Raw genomic sequence first — 14,808 nt, 5'->3', positions numbered from 1 at the left:
AATTTACAAACCAAGAGTCTGTTTTAGCTTCCCATATCCCGTTTTGCTTACCGGAATTTTATCGCCCGATTTAAGAACAGCTATATGAGTTTCTTTTTCATAAGGATCTATCCGTGTAATTTCCTGGACTTTTAAAATATAGGAGCGATGAACTCTTACAAACTGACGGGGATCAAGCATTTGTTCGAAATAAGCCATCGTTTTATTTTTAAGATATGAGCCGTCGGGCGTATGTATTTTTACGTAGTCATCGTCTGCAGCCAGAAAAATCACATCACTTACAGGAATGATCTTAATCTTCGTACCCGTTTTCACTACAATACGTTCGGTAGAAGGAGAGGGAAGACTTTCAAGAAGTTGTTTGGTATTGTTAGCGCTTTGTGCCGAATCGTACTGGTCGATGAACTTTTGTATGGCTTTATCAAAACGTTGCTGACTAAAGGGTTTCAACAAATAATCAATGGCATGTTCTTCAAATGCCCGAATAGCAAACTCATCGAAAGCGGTGGTAAATATAACTGCCGGCGCATTATCAACCAGTTCAAGCATTTCGAAGCCATTTACTTTTGGCATCTGAATATCCAAAAATATCAGATCGGGCTGATGTTGCATGATTGCTTTAACACCTTCGAAACCATCATTGCATTCCTGAATAATTTCTATCTGTGGCCAGGCCCTCAAATATTCAGTTACAACCATTCTTGCTAAAGGTTCGTCGTCTATCAATATTGCGCGCATTGTTTCTTATTGGGGGATTTTAACAGTGGAAGTAAATATATGGCTATCACTACTCGTTTCCAACAGGTCAATGCGCCCAAATAATAAATGAAGTCTTCGTTTAACCCCACTTAACCCGAAGCCGGTACCATGCTTAGGTCGTGAAGTTTCCGGATCGTAGGGATTTTGAACACTTACATGTAGCTCATTATCAAAGCAATCAGCCTTAATCTGGATGTGTACTATCCCGGTTGTATCGTACAATCCAAACTTTATTGCATTTTCAACAATAGGTTGAAGGATCATTGGTGGAATGAGCATTTTACTGCAGGATTCATCAGCGTTGATCTCTGTGGCTAAGCGATGACCAAACCTCACCATCTCAATATCAAGGTATAATTGTAAGTGCTCTAACTCTTCTGATAGGGCTACAGGCTGTTGATCTTCCTTTTTTAGCGTTCCCCGTAAAAAATCGGAAAGTTTATGGATCATCCTACGCGCTTCCTCAGGCCGGCTTCCTATCAGTGCAGTTATAGAATTGAGGCTATTAAAAAGGAAGTGGGGTTGAAGTTGTTGCCTTAAATTATATAATTCGGCTTCCCGGGCAAGTTTTTCGGCATCGGCTTTACGCTGTTCTATTTCTTTTTGATCCTGCTGAGTATACCAAAGCACACTTAAGACTGCAGTTAATCCAATCATCAGTAAGCCAATAAAATACCTTACCGGAAGGGATTTGTATAGGAAGTCTGCATAATGGGCATCCTTAGAAAGCAAAAAAGATAGTAGCCATTGACTGGCAAACAGCCAGATTGCTGATAATATTAAACACCAGATAAGCATGTACATGTACCTGTTCTTTTCCGGCCGGTAATATTTCAGGTTATTAGCCATGAGCAGACTGGCGGTCGTAAGTAAGCCAATGCTCACTGCGCTATCAATAATGGAAGTTTCAACATCAAATCCAAACCAGAATAAAATGATGAACTGGAACAACAAGCAGCTCAATACATATCTTACGACGATCCAGAAGTATTTGAGTTTAAAGTTTGAAGTTGACAAAGTTCGGTGATTAGATGCCTGATAAAATTATACGTAAATTATAATTAATGCTTAAAAGCTGCGGATATCAATCCCGCCGAATACAGAAGTGCCCTCTATGATCAGTATCTTGTCAGGATTTGCTTCCGTGGGCTGCAGTCGCTTATCCTCAATGCCCCCGAATACGGCAACCATTTCTGAGTGAATAGTCCAATTAGCGGGAATGATAATTTTAGTTCCACCGAACACCTGGGTTACCTCCAGCTTAACGCGCCCTTGAATATCTGCCTGAATCAGGTTCAACTCGGCACCGCCAAAGAAGTTTACTACTTCGCCCCCTTTGAAATTCTTGGATACAACCGTTTTTTTTACTGCACCGAAAATGGAGGTAGTGTTCAAGTAGTCCTGCATATCCCGGGTACCTTCCTGGCTTGCATCTGGATCTGTATTCATATCATAGGCAGCTGCTTCGCCGGTAACCGGGTCAATGCGTTTATCCCAGGTAAGGGCGCTATTTCCGCGCTTCTCTAAGCGGGGTTTAAGGATCATCCAAAGGCCGAAAGCAATAAAAGACAATGGCCATAAGAAGCCGCCTATATCCCATCCGGGTATATTGTTAAGCCAGAACACTACTCCCAAGAGGATCAGTACAAAAGGAGCCGGTTTTTGGTAGCCCTTACGGGAACCGATATAAAGGCCGATAACAATAAGTATCATAGGCCAGCTGATGAGATATGACGGGAAGAAAGGAAGATCGATGGACCGCAACAATAAGATACAGCCAACAGCTAAAAGGATGAAGCCAACAATAGCTTTACCTGACTCTTTATTCTTAAAATTCGAATTCTGCATGTTCGTGTGTTTTAATCAAATGTATGTCGTAAGAGTTTATACTGCAAAGCGTATTAGGCAATAAGCGTTAAGTTCTCGGTAAAGTGCCTAATTTTATCGGTGAAATTACCGCATATGGTTCTATATAAAAAATATCAAAACCTTATGCTCGCAACCATTGTAATCTAAGCATGTCTCCTTAAAATCATTAAGACTTATTACCAGTAATATTCATCTAAAGTTTGGAATTATGAAAGCAGCAGTTATTCACAAGATCGGAGACATAGATGTTGACAATGTAGACGATCCCCGTATTCAAAGGGGTATAGAAGCAATTATCAGAGTTACTGCCTATTCCTACACCATATACAACGTTTTTTTAATTCAAGCCAATACCAGGTGATATAATTTGGCTATATAATTTCCTATTTAACTCCGATCCTTTTATGACAACTAGAAATAAGTTTATTTTCTCTACAGGTATTGAAAATAGCTATCCGATGATCACGTTGCCGAATGGAGAGAGGAAAAGGGTGGACGAGATGGAGAAATGCGGCCATTATGCACGTTGGAAAGAGGACTTTCATCTGGTTAAAGAGATGGATATTGAATTCTTAAGGTATGGTCCGCCATATTTTAAGGTGCATACTGCTCCAGGTAAATATGATTGGAGTTTCACCGATGAAACTTTCAATTATTTAAGGCAACTGTCCATAATTCCTATTGTGGATCTCTGTCATTTCGGGGTTCCTGACTGGCTGGGTGACTTTCAGAATCCTGATTTCCCTGAACATTTTGTAGAGTATGCTAAGGCTTTTGCCACACGATTTCCTTATCTGCAATTTTATACCCCGATAAACGAAATTTTTATAGCGGCAACCTTTTCGGCTCAGTATGGCTGGTGGAATGAATGCAAAAGCGATGACCGTTCTTTTGTAACGGCCTTAAAGCACCTTTGCAAAGCTAACGTAATGGCTATGCAAGCTATTCTGAAGATCCAACCCCAGGCAGTATTCATCCAAAGCGAATCGTCAGAATATTTCCATCCCGAAAATCCTGATTGCGACGCTCTGGCTACTTTTCTTAACCGGAAGAGATTTTTATCCCTGGATCTTACATACGGCTTTCCCACCAGCGTGATCATGTATGAATATCTTCTTCAGAACGGCATGACCAGAGATGAGTATCATTGGTTTCAATCGCATAGTTTCATAAAGGGAAGTTGCGTGATGGGCAATGATTACTATGTAACCAATGAACATATGGTCCACGAAGATGGAACTACATCTGCTTCCGGCGAAATATTAGGCTATTATGTTATTACCCATCAATACTTCAGCCGCTATAAACTGCCGGTAATGCATACGGAAACTAATATCATCGAACCCAATTCAGTTGTCTGGCTTCAAAAGCAGTGGGCCAATGTTAGGAAATTGAAACACGACGGCGTGCCGGTTTTCGGTTTTACCTGGTATAGTCTAACGGACCAGGTAGATTGGGATTCGGCTTTGCGAAATGATGCTGGCAATATAAATGCTTTAGGATTATATGATCTTAATCGCAAAATCAGGCCCGTTGGAGAGGCTTATAAAAAGTTAATTAAGGACTGGCGATACTCTTTAGAAAACGAAAGCTTCGGGATTCATTTTCAGCAATAAAAATCTCTTTATCTAAAACGAATAAATTGTTTTTAAATCATCGGAGGAAAGGCTCATATGCGTCTCAACGCTGACAGGGCTTTGAACCCTGTCAGCGTGCTATATTTCCCTCCTTGTCGGATATCTAAATACAGAACAGGCTTTCGTTAATTTTCTATCTACATTCACCTGCTCAGCTTCGGGTCAGCCCACCAAATTGACGGGCTAACACGAACGAGTTACGAGCCAGCTACGAACGATGTAGCCGTCTGGGGCCTGCTGTAAAATAGAAAGCGGCCCCATATCGAAATTTCTTATGAATAAGGTTTTGCCATGGCCTTGCACCTTGGAGCTACTAACTTTCAAATTGGCCTTCTGGCATCTTTGCCCATTCTGACTAATACCTTTCAGCTTATTTCAGTATGGCTTGTTAGAAAGTACCAAAACCGTCGTACAATCTCTATTGTCACCTCGTTGATTGCCCGTTTTGCTTTGGTTATTGGTTTGTTATGCCGCTGCCCTGCAGCTCAAGTGTATAGTGTTTTATTACTTGTCCTGATTAATATCTTTAGTGGAATTTCGACTTCCGGAATCAGTTTAGCTTTAAATAATATCGTAATGAAACTGGCTCCTTAGGAAGATGCCACAGCCTACATTTCAGTTAAAAACATAATCATTTCATTTTTTTCCGCTATTGCTCCTCTCGTAGGCGGACTGGCAGCTGATTTTTTTACATCGCATTCATTGATCTGGAACATTGAATGGCGAAGCGCCGGAGCAAGTTCTATGCTCACCATAATTAATCTTCAGGGGTGGAACTTCTTTTTTATTATCGGAGGTGCTCTGGATTTGTTTTCACTTCGTACCCCTACCAGGGTTAAAGAAAACGGCGAGGTTCAAAAAGATCGTGTGGTGATTTACAGGCATGGTCGAATGAGAAAAAATCTCGCACGCGGAGCAAGAAGGTCGATAGCCTATAGACCTGATTTTCTCTCCGATAACCTCCGTAAGCACATCGGCTCTATGTTTAATTAAGGTGTCTGTCAAAGATAAAAGAGGCGGCTAGAATATTCAATTTAATTTTATATTTGCCGATTTGAAGGGACATATCTAGTCTTATTTTACATTTCTCGTGCACCCTTACCTAAAGAATTTATTTGGTATCATCTTTGCAAATTAAATGAATTAGAAACCCAATTAATTTTTGGTTCATTTAAGGTTGATGGTTTCCGTTTCAACGCAACAACCAGTTAAATCTGTTCCCTAACCGCTCGTCAAACATGATTACTAAACTAAATTTTATGAAAGGCTATATACTAACCGCCTGTTTTGCTGCATCAATTTTATTAATGGATGGCTGTGCTGTAAATCCGGTTACCGGCAAAAAGCAAGTTGTGCTTATGTCAGAGGCTCAGGAAATTGCAATGGGCAAAGAAGCCGATCCGCAAATTATACAGCAGTTTGGTCTATACGACAATAAAGAACTTCAAGACTTTATTAATGTTAAAGGAAAACAGATGGCGGCCATCTCTCACCGCCCCGGTTTGGATTATAAGTTTAGAATTGTAGATTCCGATGTAATTAACGCGTTCGCCGTTCCAGGAGGTTACGTTTATTTTACACGGGGAATCATGGCGCATTTCAATAATGAAGCAGAGTTTGCAGGCGTTTTAGGTCATGAGATAGGACATATTGCCGCCCGTCATTCTGTTGAACAGCAGAGGAACCAAATGTTAGGACAGCTTGGTCTTATAACCGGAATGATTATCTCACCGGAGTTCGGTCAATTTGCGGAACAAGCTTCTCAGGGTCTTGGTCTATTGCTTCTAAAGTTTGGTCGGGATGCCGAAAGAGAATCCGACAAACTGGGTGTAGAGTATTCTTCCAAAATTGGATATGATGCGCATGAGATGGCAGGATTCTTTCACACGCTTGAACGTAAATCGGGCGATGCTGCAGAGGCGATTCCTGATTTCCTTTCAACCCACCCAAATCCGGGCGACCGGAATGTTGCAGTAAACCAATTGGCTACAGAGTGGGCAAAGAAGTTAAACCTGACAAACGCGCAGGTAAATCGTAATACTTATTTGAAACGTATTGAAGGATTGGTTTACGGAGAAGATCCTAAGCAGGGATTCGTAGAAAACAGTGTGTTCTACCATCCGGTTTTGAAACTGCAATTCCCGATTCCTGCAAACTGGGCATATCAGAATACACCTGACAGAGTTCAAATGGCTCCTAAAGATGGTCGTGCCATGATGATGCTAACTCTTGCTCCAGGTAAATCACTACAGGAAGCAGCGAATGCGATTCTGCAGGGCTACAACCTCCAGGCATTAGAGTCAAGAGAAATTTCTGTGAACGGCTTACCAGCAATGGCCATCGTAGCAGATCAGAAACCTGCAGATCAACAGCAACAACAACAACAGCAGGTAGTGCGTACTTTGTCATATCTGATACAGTATAACAATTTGATTTACCACCTGATTGGGGTGACAAGCTCAAATGATTTTAACAATTACCTTCCATTATTTACCAGTACGATGGGTAGTTTCAAGGAGCTTACAGATGCGTCAAAGATCAACCGTAAACCAGAGCGCGTACGGATTAAAACCGTTAAGCAGAACAGCACTTTAGAACAGGCATTGCGCAGCTTTAACGTTGAACAGAAACGGCTCGAAGAACTTGCAATTGTTAACGGAATGAACCTCACTGACCGGGTTGCGCAGGGCAGCTTGATTAAAGTAATTGAAAAGTAAGGACCCTAAGTATAGCTGATCATAATATTTGCAATCAACTGGGTTGCAAGTGTTATGACAGCTTAAATTCCGGGTTGTAGATCAACCCTATAATATTTCCCCAGGGATCCTTCACGCTGGCGACGAGTATCTCGCCACCAACATTTTCAGGAGCGCTATGAACAGCGGCTCCTAAGCTGATTAACCGGTTATATTCGTTATTTATATCTTCAACACCCCAGTAGGTTAATACGCTTTCTGCTTTATCCCCAACCTCTTCTTCCTCAGGCTGCAGACCTAATTCATAGCCGCCGATATTGAATCCCACATAAAAGGGCTCATCAAAGTAAGGACTGGTTAGAAAGGCTTTAGAGTACCACTCTTTGGCTACATCAATAGCTGCTACCTTATATATGGTGGTGCGTAGCCCAAGTATTTTATTTTCTGACATAGAATCGCTTTTATTTGTTGGATCGGTAGTAAGAGTGGGATAAGAAATCAACAAACTTTTCGTCAAGCTCATCGACATTTGATAATACAATCATATGTGAAATACGGGGCATCGGTCCGGTAAGTTTAGCTTTCTGAAGAACATCTGTCACGGATTCGTCGCCCAGATCAAGACCTAAGCGGATTTCTTTGGGTTTGATATTAACTGCGGCAAACTCACGCTGGGCTGTAAATGAAATGTATGTTTTTTTTGCGATCAGCTGTGTTTCCGGAAATTGATCAAGGATTTTATTTGAGACAGCCTCAAATAACGGTTTCATCGCCTCACATTTTGCAAATTGGTTATCGAGGAGATTTCCTTCATTTTGATAAACAACGTTGCCCTTGTTTAAATAGATTCCTGCAACAAATTGAGCCTGCATATGGTTTAACTGGTGATCTTTTTTAAGCCAGTTAAGTATCTCCATCTGTTTGGTATATCCGGTGGGTTTAACAACAGCAAGCCATTCATCCAGACTTTTGCCTGTCTTCTCTTTTGCTGTTTGTATAAACTCTTGTTCGAACTCTGCTGGTGTTTTGGCCATAGTTTTAAATCTTGTCAGAATTAAAACTACACAATTTCATCAATATCAGGATCTCGCTCTGGCGAAATCTAACTCAAGAATCTTGGAATGGTTAGGCAAACGAATAGTCAACACGACTCTTCGTTTAGGGAACTTTTAAATACCTGAAGCGCACGTTTCCTTGCAAAGTCATGATCAACGATCGGCTGAAGATAATTTGGTGAGAAATCCTTTATCCAGGTTTTTATATACCGTAACTGTGGGTCGAATTTTCTGGTCTGCTCTGTTGGATTGAATATTCTGAAATAAGGGGCAGCATCACAGCCGCTGCCGGCTGCCCACTGCCAGTTGCCGTTGTTTGACGATAGCTCATAGTCAAGCAGCTTTTCAGCAAAATAGGCCTCACCCCACCGCCAGTCAATCAACAAGTGTTTAGTGAGAAAGCTGGCCACGATCATTCTAACCCGGTTATGCATCCAGCCAGTCTCATTCAGCTGCCGCATGCCAGCGTCAACGATTGGATAACCAGTTTGACCGTTACACCAAAGTTTAAACTCTGCCTCGTTATTTCGCCACTTTATCTGATCGTATTTCTTTTTAAAGCTGTGATTCACCACATGGGGAAAATGGAAGAGGATCATCATGAAAAACTCGCGCCAAATAAGCTCATTCAACCATTGTTCGTTCAGACGACTTGCTAATTTCGCCAGGTGGCGAACACTTACCGTTCCAAAGCGCAAATGAATCCCCAGTTGACTGGTCCCGTCAACGGATGGAATATTGCGGGTATCATGATATTTTACGATCGTTTCTTCGTTTATGGGTAACCCATGAACGTTAATTGAAGCTTCCTCGAATCCGAGCTCACTGAGTACAGGAAGATCAATAGGTTTAGATTTAAACAAGTTTTGCAGGTGATCCTCAACTTCAAGGCTCATGGGTGGCTGGTTAAGATATTTCTGTTTCCATACCTTAGAATAAGGCGTGTAAACAGTATACGGACTGCCATCGGATTTCATTACTTCTGATTTTTCAAAGATGACCTGATCTTTGAAGCTGTAAAAGGGTATGCTTCTTTTCTCTGCAAAAAGCTTGATCTGTTCGTCCCTGTCGAGGGCATAAGGTTCATAGTCGTGGTTTACAAATACGCCCTTTACATCATATTGGTCGAATACTTTTTCAAAAGCGGAGAGCGGAATATCATGTAAAATACACAAGGACGAACCGTTTTGGATCAATGTAACATTCAAGTTCTGAAGTGCGCGATAAATGAAAGTAACACGCTTGTCTTTTCTGTCAGAAAGTTTGTCAAGGATCAGAGTGTCGAAAATAAATAAGACTAATACCGGATAGTTACTCTTTAATGCATGATAAAATGCCGTGTTATCCGATACGCGAAGATCCCTTCGAAGCCAGCAGATACTTACTTTACTCTTCATTGATTTAACGCCCTAATATCGTCTGCGAAATACTTTTACGATTTTGGAACGCATGTATTCCAATGTTGATAAAAATAATTAGGGCAGTAGTCACTGCCGCATAGGCAACCGATTGTTCGCCATCCTGATTCGATACGGCTACTGCCGCCAATCCCCAAACGCCCGCCAAGGCAAATTCACGCATATTCCGGTTCCATATCATAAAGATGTTTACAGCACCAGCAACAATAAGCATGATGATTGCCCAGGTAGTATCAGCTAGTCCGAATCCGTTCCATTCAATTTTGGTAAGCCATGCGGAAATGTTGGCAATAAGAGCAACAGTAATCCAGCCCGCATAAATAGAGAATGGCCACCACACGAAAGCGAGCTTTTTTAATGGAGCATCAGATAATTCCATATTCGTTCTGATCATAATTATCAACAACGAAAAAAGGATAATCACCATGATCAGCACGGAAGCGCCAGTAAAGTTGTAAAGCCAGGCAAAGATCCATATGCTATTAGCGATGCAGGAAATAACAAACCACCATCCAATCTGTGAAACAATTTCATCATCTTTTGTCTCGTTGAACAGGCTACGACCCTGGTAGATTATAAACCCAAATAAGCCCAGATAGATCAAACCCCAAATTGAAAAAGCATAGCCGGCAGGGGTGAAAAGGTTGTCATAACTTGCCGAGATACTGCTCATAGTATTTCCGTTAAAGATCCCGGTATTTGACAAGTAGTTAAAAATAAGAGTAATAACGAAAAATGCCGCGTTGGCTATTTGAAGTGTTTTTTTCATAGTGTCTTGCTAACAGCACTTCTCGTAAACATTGATTCTAAAACTTGTTTTCTGAAAGAGAAGATACTCTCAACCTTTTTCTTAACAATCAGGAAATGAGCAAGCTCACCAATCACTCCAAAAGGCAGCTGGTATTTTACTTCGTCCTGCATTAAGATGCCATCATCTACTTGCTGGTATGTATGGGTGTGCTCCCATAACTTGTATGGACCCTTTAGCTGCCGATCCGTAAAAAACAAGGGCTTTTGTACCCGGCAGATTTCAGTCTCCCATTTTAACGGGATACCTAGTAAAGGCTTTACAGTATAATTGATCAGCATACCTTCATAGATCTCCTGACCATCTAGTTCTGTCAAGATCTTGAAATCTAATTCAGGAGGGGTTATCAAAGCCAGGTTCTTTGCTGATGAGAAGAAATCCCAGGCTGTTTCAAGATCTATTGGTAAGAACTGCTCTGTCGTGTAATAGTAAGTTCTCATCGGTTAGAAATTTTGATCAAAAGTAGCGCGCACTTTTGGTAAACAGATTTTTAGCCAGGCTGAGTAATTGGAGGGGTTTAAATTGATGTCATTCTCCAACGCCTCAAGGCTTATATACTTCCAGGCTTTCACCTCTTTAGGATTTGGATGCGGTAAATCATTAGTAGTTCCGAAATAGACATGGTCAAATTCATGCTCAGTCAGCCCATTTTCTAATTCTGTTTTATAAATGAAGCTGAATTTAAATTCCAGCATGCATTTCATACCCATTTCTTCATCAAGTCTTCTGGCGATTGTTGCGGATATTTCTTCACCTTGAATAGGATGACTGCAGCAGGTGTTGCTCCATAATCCTGCTGAATGATACTTCTCGTCTGCTCTTTGCTGCAATAGTAGCTGGCCTTCCGAGTTAAAAATAAACACAGAAAAAGCACGATGAAGCGCTGCTGTCTGATGCACAGAGAGCTTATCCATTACACCGACTTCATTGTCGTTGTCATCTACAAGAATTAAAAGTTCAGACATAGTTTTAATATTGGCCTGATTAAACAAGGTTCAGTTTATATTCACACAAACTGTTTATCATCAAGCCGATCTTTTTCCCGTTATTAATTCTGATTCTTTCTGACAGCACTCTTTCGGCAGACAACCTTCTAATCTTATTGAACAAGGAATTGTAATAGACATATGCCATATATACACCGGCTTTGGATGATGGTGGAAGCATTTTGATGCCAATTAAGGCGACTTTGAAATCCTCAGAGATCTCCTGCTCGATCTGTTCTTTAGCCTCGCTGTTAAAACTTGACATGTCGACGTTAGGGAAATATGTTCTGCTTAAAAGCGAATAGTCGTCTTTCATGTCACGAAGAAAGTTCACCTTCTGGAAAGCCGCACCAAGTTTCATGGCATACGGTTTTAATTCGTTATATCTTGTTTCATCTCCTTCAGTAAAGATATTCAGGCACATCAGGCCGACCACTTCTGCGGACCCTAATATATATTGTTGATATTTCTCTTGAGTATAATCAACTTTCTCAAGATCCATCTCCATGCTCTGTAAAAAGGTTTCTATCAGATCGTGACCAATCTGGTATTTATTGACCGCTTGTAAAAATGAATTTAAGATTGGATTAACTGATATACCGCTTTCCAAAGCTTCGTATGTTTCTTGCCTAAACTTTGATAAAAGATATCTTTTGTCAAAACCATCAAAACTATCCACTATTTCGTCGGCCAGCCGTACAAAGCCATAAACGGAGTAGATAGGATTCCGTAATTTTTTATTGAGAAAATAGATGCCCAGCGAGAAACTGGTGCTGTATGTACGGGTAGTCATCTTACTGATTTCTACTGATAAATTATCATATAATGACTTCATACTTTAGGCGGTATTATCTTTTATAAACTAATTTTTAATAACTTGATTCGTTTATGTTTTCCATGGAATAGTTAAACATGCTTGTACGGAAGCAGCTTTTGTAAATCTTCAACGGACTTTACCCACTGAATATTTTTATCCGGTGTTAATTGCCTGATCAAATTTCCATTTCCGGAGAAATAGATATTCTCGGAAGCGAAAGTTGTACTAAGTTCATTTAAATAAGTTTGAACCTGATCGGGAAGATTATTATGGACTAAAAAAAACAACAGGTTTTTTGGTTTCGAATCATTAACAGCGCTAGCAAGAGATTGTTGCGGAACATTAACGCCCAGATACAAGGCTTTTCTACCTGACAGGCGGATCAGGTAATAGGCGAACAATAAGCCGATCTCATGAAACTCGTTTTCCGGCAGAAAAAGCAACCATGAATCTGCGTCTGATTCCGCCGCCGGTATATAATCGATAGCTGTAAATAGTTTTTGCCGGATTAAATTGCTGATAAAATGCTCCTGGGTTGGGGGTAGTTTATCGGTCGTCCACATAAAACCAATGCGGTCAAGCATTGGATAGATTATTTTAATGTAGGTCCCGTTCATTCCGAAACGCAAAAGGCAATGAGCGAACGTTTTTTCGAAATGTGCTTCATCATAATCCATACCCGCAGCTATTAGCTGAGAGATAAAATACTCTGTAGGGTCGTTATTCAGATCCCAATTTGTTGTTTCCTCAACTAATTCAAATATCGTTTTATCAGGTAACAGACCAAGTTCTGAAACCTTATGGCCAGATTCAATTAAGCTGACTATATTCAGCAATCGGCGAAGCTGCGAGTTATCATAAAACCTGGTGTTCCCTTTCGTACGATTAGGGTTAAGCGCATTGTACCGCTGCTCCCATATTCGGATAGTATGTGGCTTAATGCCCGAATATTGGGCTAGCTGGGATATTGAAAACAAATTCATCTAATTATGTTTAAATATATGAATAAATATCTAAACAGAACAAATAAATATAAATTAAATCAAAACTGTTTAAGATCTGCAATATCGACTAATTGGGTATGTGAAAGTTCATTCAATTGCATGAACAGTTGCATCAGGACAAATTCGAAATGCACATGCCTTTTATCGACAGTATTTAATTTAATATGTAAAATAAAGCCATAAAAAGTTCAATAAATGGGTTAAATTTATGTTATACTTCTATTTAACCGAGCAGGATGAAAAGGATTTTTCATTTCGCCATGCTTATGGGTTCTCTGCTTTCATGCATCCCGGTGTTTGGCCAAAACACCCAAATAAGAGGTTTTGTCGACGCATTCAGCAATTATAGGAATGGTAAAGTTTCATTCGGCCTTGGTGAGCAGGATCTCTTTATTACTGCTGATCTTCATGACCGCGTGTCTTTTCTCGGAGAAAGTGTTTTTAAATTCGATCCCTTATCGAACACTGAATTTTCCGTTAGCATTGAGCGAGTTGTTATTAAATACAATTTTTACGGAAATCATAACATCTTAGTTGGCAAACATCATACTCCTTTAAGCTACTGGAACGACACATACCATCATGGACGAGTGTTTTTCCCGACTATCGACAGGCCCATCGTGTTTGCGGCTGGAATAATCCCCCTTCATACGACGGGCATAAGCTTTCAGGGCCATAATCTTGGAAGTTTGAAGTTTGGATACGATGTGATGATAGGAAACGGGGAGGGTGCTTCGGAAATATCTGATAATGACAAAAATAAGTCGGTAGCTGTTGCAGCACACATTAAGCCTACCGATAGACTGCGTTTCGGAGCGTCCTATTACCATGATGTCATATCTGCCGGAGTACATAATCATATCACCGGCACTCCATTAAATTGGAAGGTTAAACAGAATCTGGTTACAGGGTCTGTTTCTTACTTTGGGAAGAAATTCGAGCTTCTTTCAGAAAGTAGTCTTGGTTTTAACGATACTGATACCACAGGTTCTAAAAGAACGATAGCGTCTTACATTTATACAGGCTATAAAATCGGAGAAAAACTAGTTCCTTATGTAAGGTTTGATAATCTGGACTACCAGAACGGAGAGGTTTTCTTCCGAAAAGATAATACTACTGCTTTTACAGGCGGCCTGCGATATCACATCAATTACCTTGCGGTTATCAAAGTGGAATTTCAGCACCAGCATACCGATTTGCCGGATACGGGTGGAAATAGGGTAGTAGCGCAATTTGCCATAGGGTTTTAATCATGGAAAGGGAGCCGACCGGTAGTTATTTGGACCTGAACAACGTGGTTGTATTTGCTGCATTGATATTGCTCTTGCTTTTTATAGCGTTGGGAGCTAAATCGCAGGAAATGCAGTTGTCTGCTATAAGTAACCAACAAGGTTCTCCGTCAGACATGAAGCTCTCAGAACTTAAGGCGATTTTTAAGGGAGAAAAGCAAAGGTGGCCTGATGGAACAAAAATTAGCATTGCCCTGATGAAGACCAATAATCCAGTGGGGCAGAGTATCTGCAAGAAAATATACGACATGAGTGGCGATGAACTGAATAAATTTTGGCTCGCACTTGTCTTCCAGGGAAAAGTCTCAGCACCTAATTTTTTCAATTCGGTTGATGAGCTTGAGGATTTTGTAGCTCAAAATCCAGGTGCTATCGGAATAGTTAACGAGCAGGCAAATACTTCCGCCATCAAAACTCTGACTATTAATGGAAAAAAGACGTTCTAACGATCTCATCTGCATATTTATGTC

General features: G+C 40.6%; 18 protein-coding genes. 7 read left to right on the top strand and 11 right to left on the bottom strand.

Annotated features, from left to right (window positions below):
- Nucleotides 1-3: 3 nt before the first annotated feature.
- From AC1MCB_RS11290 to AC1MCB_RS11280, 3 genes are read right to left on the bottom strand one after another with little or no spacing between them, the layout of a single operon-like run.
- Nucleotides 4-738, bottom strand: a complete 735-nt coding sequence (locus AC1MCB_RS11290; RefSeq protein WP_479964826.1) for a LytR/AlgR family response regulator transcription factor — start codon at nt 736-738, stop codon at nt 4-6.
- 6 nt (nt 739-744) lie between these two features.
- A complete protein-coding gene (locus AC1MCB_RS11285; protein WP_479964825.1) occupies nt 745-1,776 on the bottom strand; it encodes a sensor histidine kinase in 1,032 nt (343 codons plus the stop codon).
- 51 nt (nt 1,777-1,827) lie between these two features.
- Nucleotides 1,828-2,607 carry a LiaF transmembrane domain-containing protein gene (locus AC1MCB_RS11280; protein WP_479964824.1) on the bottom strand — a complete coding sequence of 260 codons (780 nt, stop codon included), beginning with the start codon at nt 2,605-2,607 and terminating at the stop codon, nt 1,828-1,830.
- A gap of 229 nt (nt 2,608-2,836) precedes the next feature.
- Here AC1MCB_RS11280 and AC1MCB_RS11275 point away from each other — a divergent pair, with 229 nt between their 5' ends.
- The 5 genes from AC1MCB_RS11275 to AC1MCB_RS11255 all read left to right on the top strand — a co-directional run bounded on the left by AC1MCB_RS11275 (nt 2,837) and on the right by AC1MCB_RS11255 (nt 6,982).
- Nucleotides 2,837-2,989 carry a hypothetical protein gene (locus tag AC1MCB_RS11275; RefSeq protein ID WP_479964823.1) on the top strand — a complete coding sequence of 51 codons (153 nt, stop codon included), beginning with the start codon at nt 2,837-2,839 and terminating at the stop codon, nt 2,987-2,989.
- Nucleotides 2,990-3,032: 43 nt separating this feature from the next.
- Nucleotides 3,033-4,244, top strand: coding sequence for a family 1 glycosylhydrolase (locus AC1MCB_RS11270; RefSeq protein ID WP_479964822.1), 1,212 nt, complete (start codon nt 3,033-3,035; stop codon nt 4,242-4,244).
- 312 nt (nt 4,245-4,556) lie between these two features.
- Complete coding sequence (locus tag AC1MCB_RS11265) at nt 4,557-4,859, top strand: hypothetical protein (protein WP_479964821.1); 303 nt, start codon at nt 4,557-4,559, stop codon at nt 4,857-4,859.
- Between the two features lie 108 nt (nt 4,860-4,967).
- A complete protein-coding gene (locus AC1MCB_RS11260; protein ID WP_479964820.1) occupies nt 4,968-5,258 on the top strand; it encodes a hypothetical protein in 291 nt (96 codons plus the stop codon).
- A gap of 266 nt (nt 5,259-5,524) precedes the next feature.
- Nucleotides 5,525-6,982 carry a M48 family metalloprotease gene (locus AC1MCB_RS11255; RefSeq protein ID WP_479964819.1) on the top strand — a complete coding sequence of 486 codons (1,458 nt, stop codon included), beginning with the start codon at nt 5,525-5,527 and terminating at the stop codon, nt 6,980-6,982.
- Nucleotides 6,983-7,034: 52 nt separating this feature from the next.
- On the opposite strand, the gene AC1MCB_RS11250 is transcribed toward AC1MCB_RS11255, so the two are convergent.
- From AC1MCB_RS11250 to AC1MCB_RS11215, 8 genes are all read right to left on the bottom strand, one after another.
- Entirely contained in the window at nt 7,035-7,412 is a 378-nt protein-coding gene (locus AC1MCB_RS11250; RefSeq protein WP_479964818.1) for a VOC family protein, read from the bottom strand.
- A gap of 10 nt (nt 7,413-7,422) precedes the next feature.
- Entirely contained in the window at nt 7,423-7,995 is a 573-nt protein-coding gene (locus tag AC1MCB_RS11245) for a DUF5655 domain-containing protein (protein WP_479964817.1), read from the bottom strand.
- Nucleotides 7,996-8,102: 107 nt separating this feature from the next.
- A complete protein-coding gene (locus tag AC1MCB_RS11240; RefSeq protein WP_479964816.1) occupies nt 8,103-9,413 on the bottom strand; it encodes a cryptochrome/photolyase family protein in 1,311 nt (436 codons plus the stop codon).
- A gap of 4 nt (nt 9,414-9,417) precedes the next feature.
- On the bottom strand, nt 9,418-10,203 hold the full coding sequence (locus tag AC1MCB_RS11235; RefSeq protein WP_479964815.1) for a hypothetical protein: 786 nt from the start codon (nt 10,201-10,203) through the stop codon (nt 9,418-9,420).
- On the bottom strand, nt 10,200-10,682 hold the full coding sequence (locus AC1MCB_RS11230; RefSeq protein WP_479964814.1) for an SRPBCC family protein: 483 nt from the start codon (nt 10,680-10,682) through the stop codon (nt 10,200-10,202). The genes AC1MCB_RS11235 and AC1MCB_RS11230 overlap by 4 nt, the downstream gene beginning before the upstream one ends.
- A gap of 3 nt (nt 10,683-10,685) precedes the next feature.
- A complete protein-coding gene (gene idi / locus AC1MCB_RS11225; RefSeq protein WP_479964813.1) occupies nt 10,686-11,207 on the bottom strand; it encodes an isopentenyl-diphosphate Delta-isomerase in 522 nt (173 codons plus the stop codon).
- 19 nt (nt 11,208-11,226) lie between these two features.
- Entirely contained in the window at nt 11,227-12,063 is an 837-nt protein-coding gene (locus AC1MCB_RS11220) for a phytoene/squalene synthase family protein (protein WP_479964812.1), read from the bottom strand.
- 71 nt (nt 12,064-12,134) lie between these two features.
- Entirely contained in the window at nt 12,135-13,028 is an 894-nt protein-coding gene (locus AC1MCB_RS11215) for a MerR family transcriptional regulator (RefSeq protein ID WP_479964811.1), read from the bottom strand.
- 257 nt (nt 13,029-13,285) lie between these two features.
- Between AC1MCB_RS11215 and AC1MCB_RS11210 the strand changes: the two genes are divergently transcribed.
- Together AC1MCB_RS11210 and AC1MCB_RS11205 are read left to right on the top strand one after the other, a co-directional pair.
- Nucleotides 13,286-14,299 (top strand): hypothetical protein, encoded by a 1,014-nt coding sequence (locus AC1MCB_RS11210; protein WP_479964810.1) that lies wholly within the window; start codon nt 13,286-13,288, stop codon nt 14,297-14,299.
- Nucleotides 14,300-14,301: 2 nt separating this feature from the next.
- The gene (locus AC1MCB_RS11205) at nt 14,302-14,784 is read left to right on the top strand and encodes a hypothetical protein (RefSeq protein ID WP_479964809.1); all 483 of its coding nucleotides are present in this window, start codon (nt 14,302-14,304) and stop codon (nt 14,782-14,784) included.
- Nucleotides 14,785-14,808 lie beyond the last annotated feature (24 nt).

The sequence above is a fragment of the Daejeonella sp. AP26 genome, from assembly GCF_056680515.1.
The sequence above is the reverse complement of the archived record's forward strand: the minus strand, read 5'-3'. Positions and strand labels throughout refer to the sequence as shown.

Bases quoted from the DNA above. Each gene is read 5' to 3' on its own strand.
- idi (WP_479964813.1), bottom strand. From the start codon at position 11,207: ATGTCTGAACTTTTAATTCTTGTAGATGACAACGACAATGAAGTCGGT.
- AC1MCB_RS11250 (WP_479964818.1), bottom strand. From the start codon at position 7,412: ATGTCAGAAAATAAAATACTTGGGCTACGCACCACCATATATAAGGTA.
- AC1MCB_RS11235 (WP_479964815.1), bottom strand. From the start codon at position 10,203: ATGAAAAAAACACTTCAAATAGCCAACGCGGCATTTTTCGTTATTACT.
- AC1MCB_RS11240 (WP_479964816.1), bottom strand. From the start codon at position 9,413: ATGAAGAGTAAAGTAAGTATCTGCTGGCTTCGAAGGGATCTTCGCGTA.
- AC1MCB_RS11265 (WP_479964821.1), top strand. From the start codon at position 4,557: ATGGCCTTGCACCTTGGAGCTACTAACTTTCAAATTGGCCTTCTGGCA.
- AC1MCB_RS11215 (WP_479964811.1), bottom strand. From the start codon at position 13,028: ATGAATTTGTTTTCAATATCCCAGCTAGCCCAATATTCGGGCATTAAG.
- AC1MCB_RS11245 (WP_479964817.1), bottom strand. From the start codon at position 7,995: ATGGCCAAAACACCAGCAGAGTTCGAACAAGAGTTTATACAAACAGCA.
- AC1MCB_RS11255 (WP_479964819.1), top strand. From the start codon at position 5,525: ATGAAAGGCTATATACTAACCGCCTGTTTTGCTGCATCAATTTTATTA.
- AC1MCB_RS11290 (WP_479964826.1), bottom strand. From the start codon at position 738: ATGCGCGCAATATTGATAGACGACGAACCTTTAGCAAGAATGGTTGTA.
- AC1MCB_RS11205 (WP_479964809.1), top strand. From the start codon at position 14,302: ATGGAAAGGGAGCCGACCGGTAGTTATTTGGACCTGAACAACGTGGTT.
- AC1MCB_RS11230 (WP_479964814.1), bottom strand. From the start codon at position 10,682: ATGAGAACTTACTATTACACGACAGAGCAGTTCTTACCAATAGATCTT.
- AC1MCB_RS11210 (WP_479964810.1), top strand. From the start codon at position 13,286: ATGAAAAGGATTTTTCATTTCGCCATGCTTATGGGTTCTCTGCTTTCA.
- AC1MCB_RS11220 (WP_479964812.1), bottom strand. From the start codon at position 12,063: ATGAAGTCATTATATGATAATTTATCAGTAGAAATCAGTAAGATGACT.
- AC1MCB_RS11275 (WP_479964823.1), top strand. From the start codon at position 2,837: ATGAAAGCAGCAGTTATTCACAAGATCGGAGACATAGATGTTGACAAT.
- AC1MCB_RS11280 (WP_479964824.1), bottom strand. From the start codon at position 2,607: ATGCAGAATTCGAATTTTAAGAATAAAGAGTCAGGTAAAGCTATTGTT.
- AC1MCB_RS11270 (WP_479964822.1), top strand. From the start codon at position 3,033: ATGACAACTAGAAATAAGTTTATTTTCTCTACAGGTATTGAAAATAGC.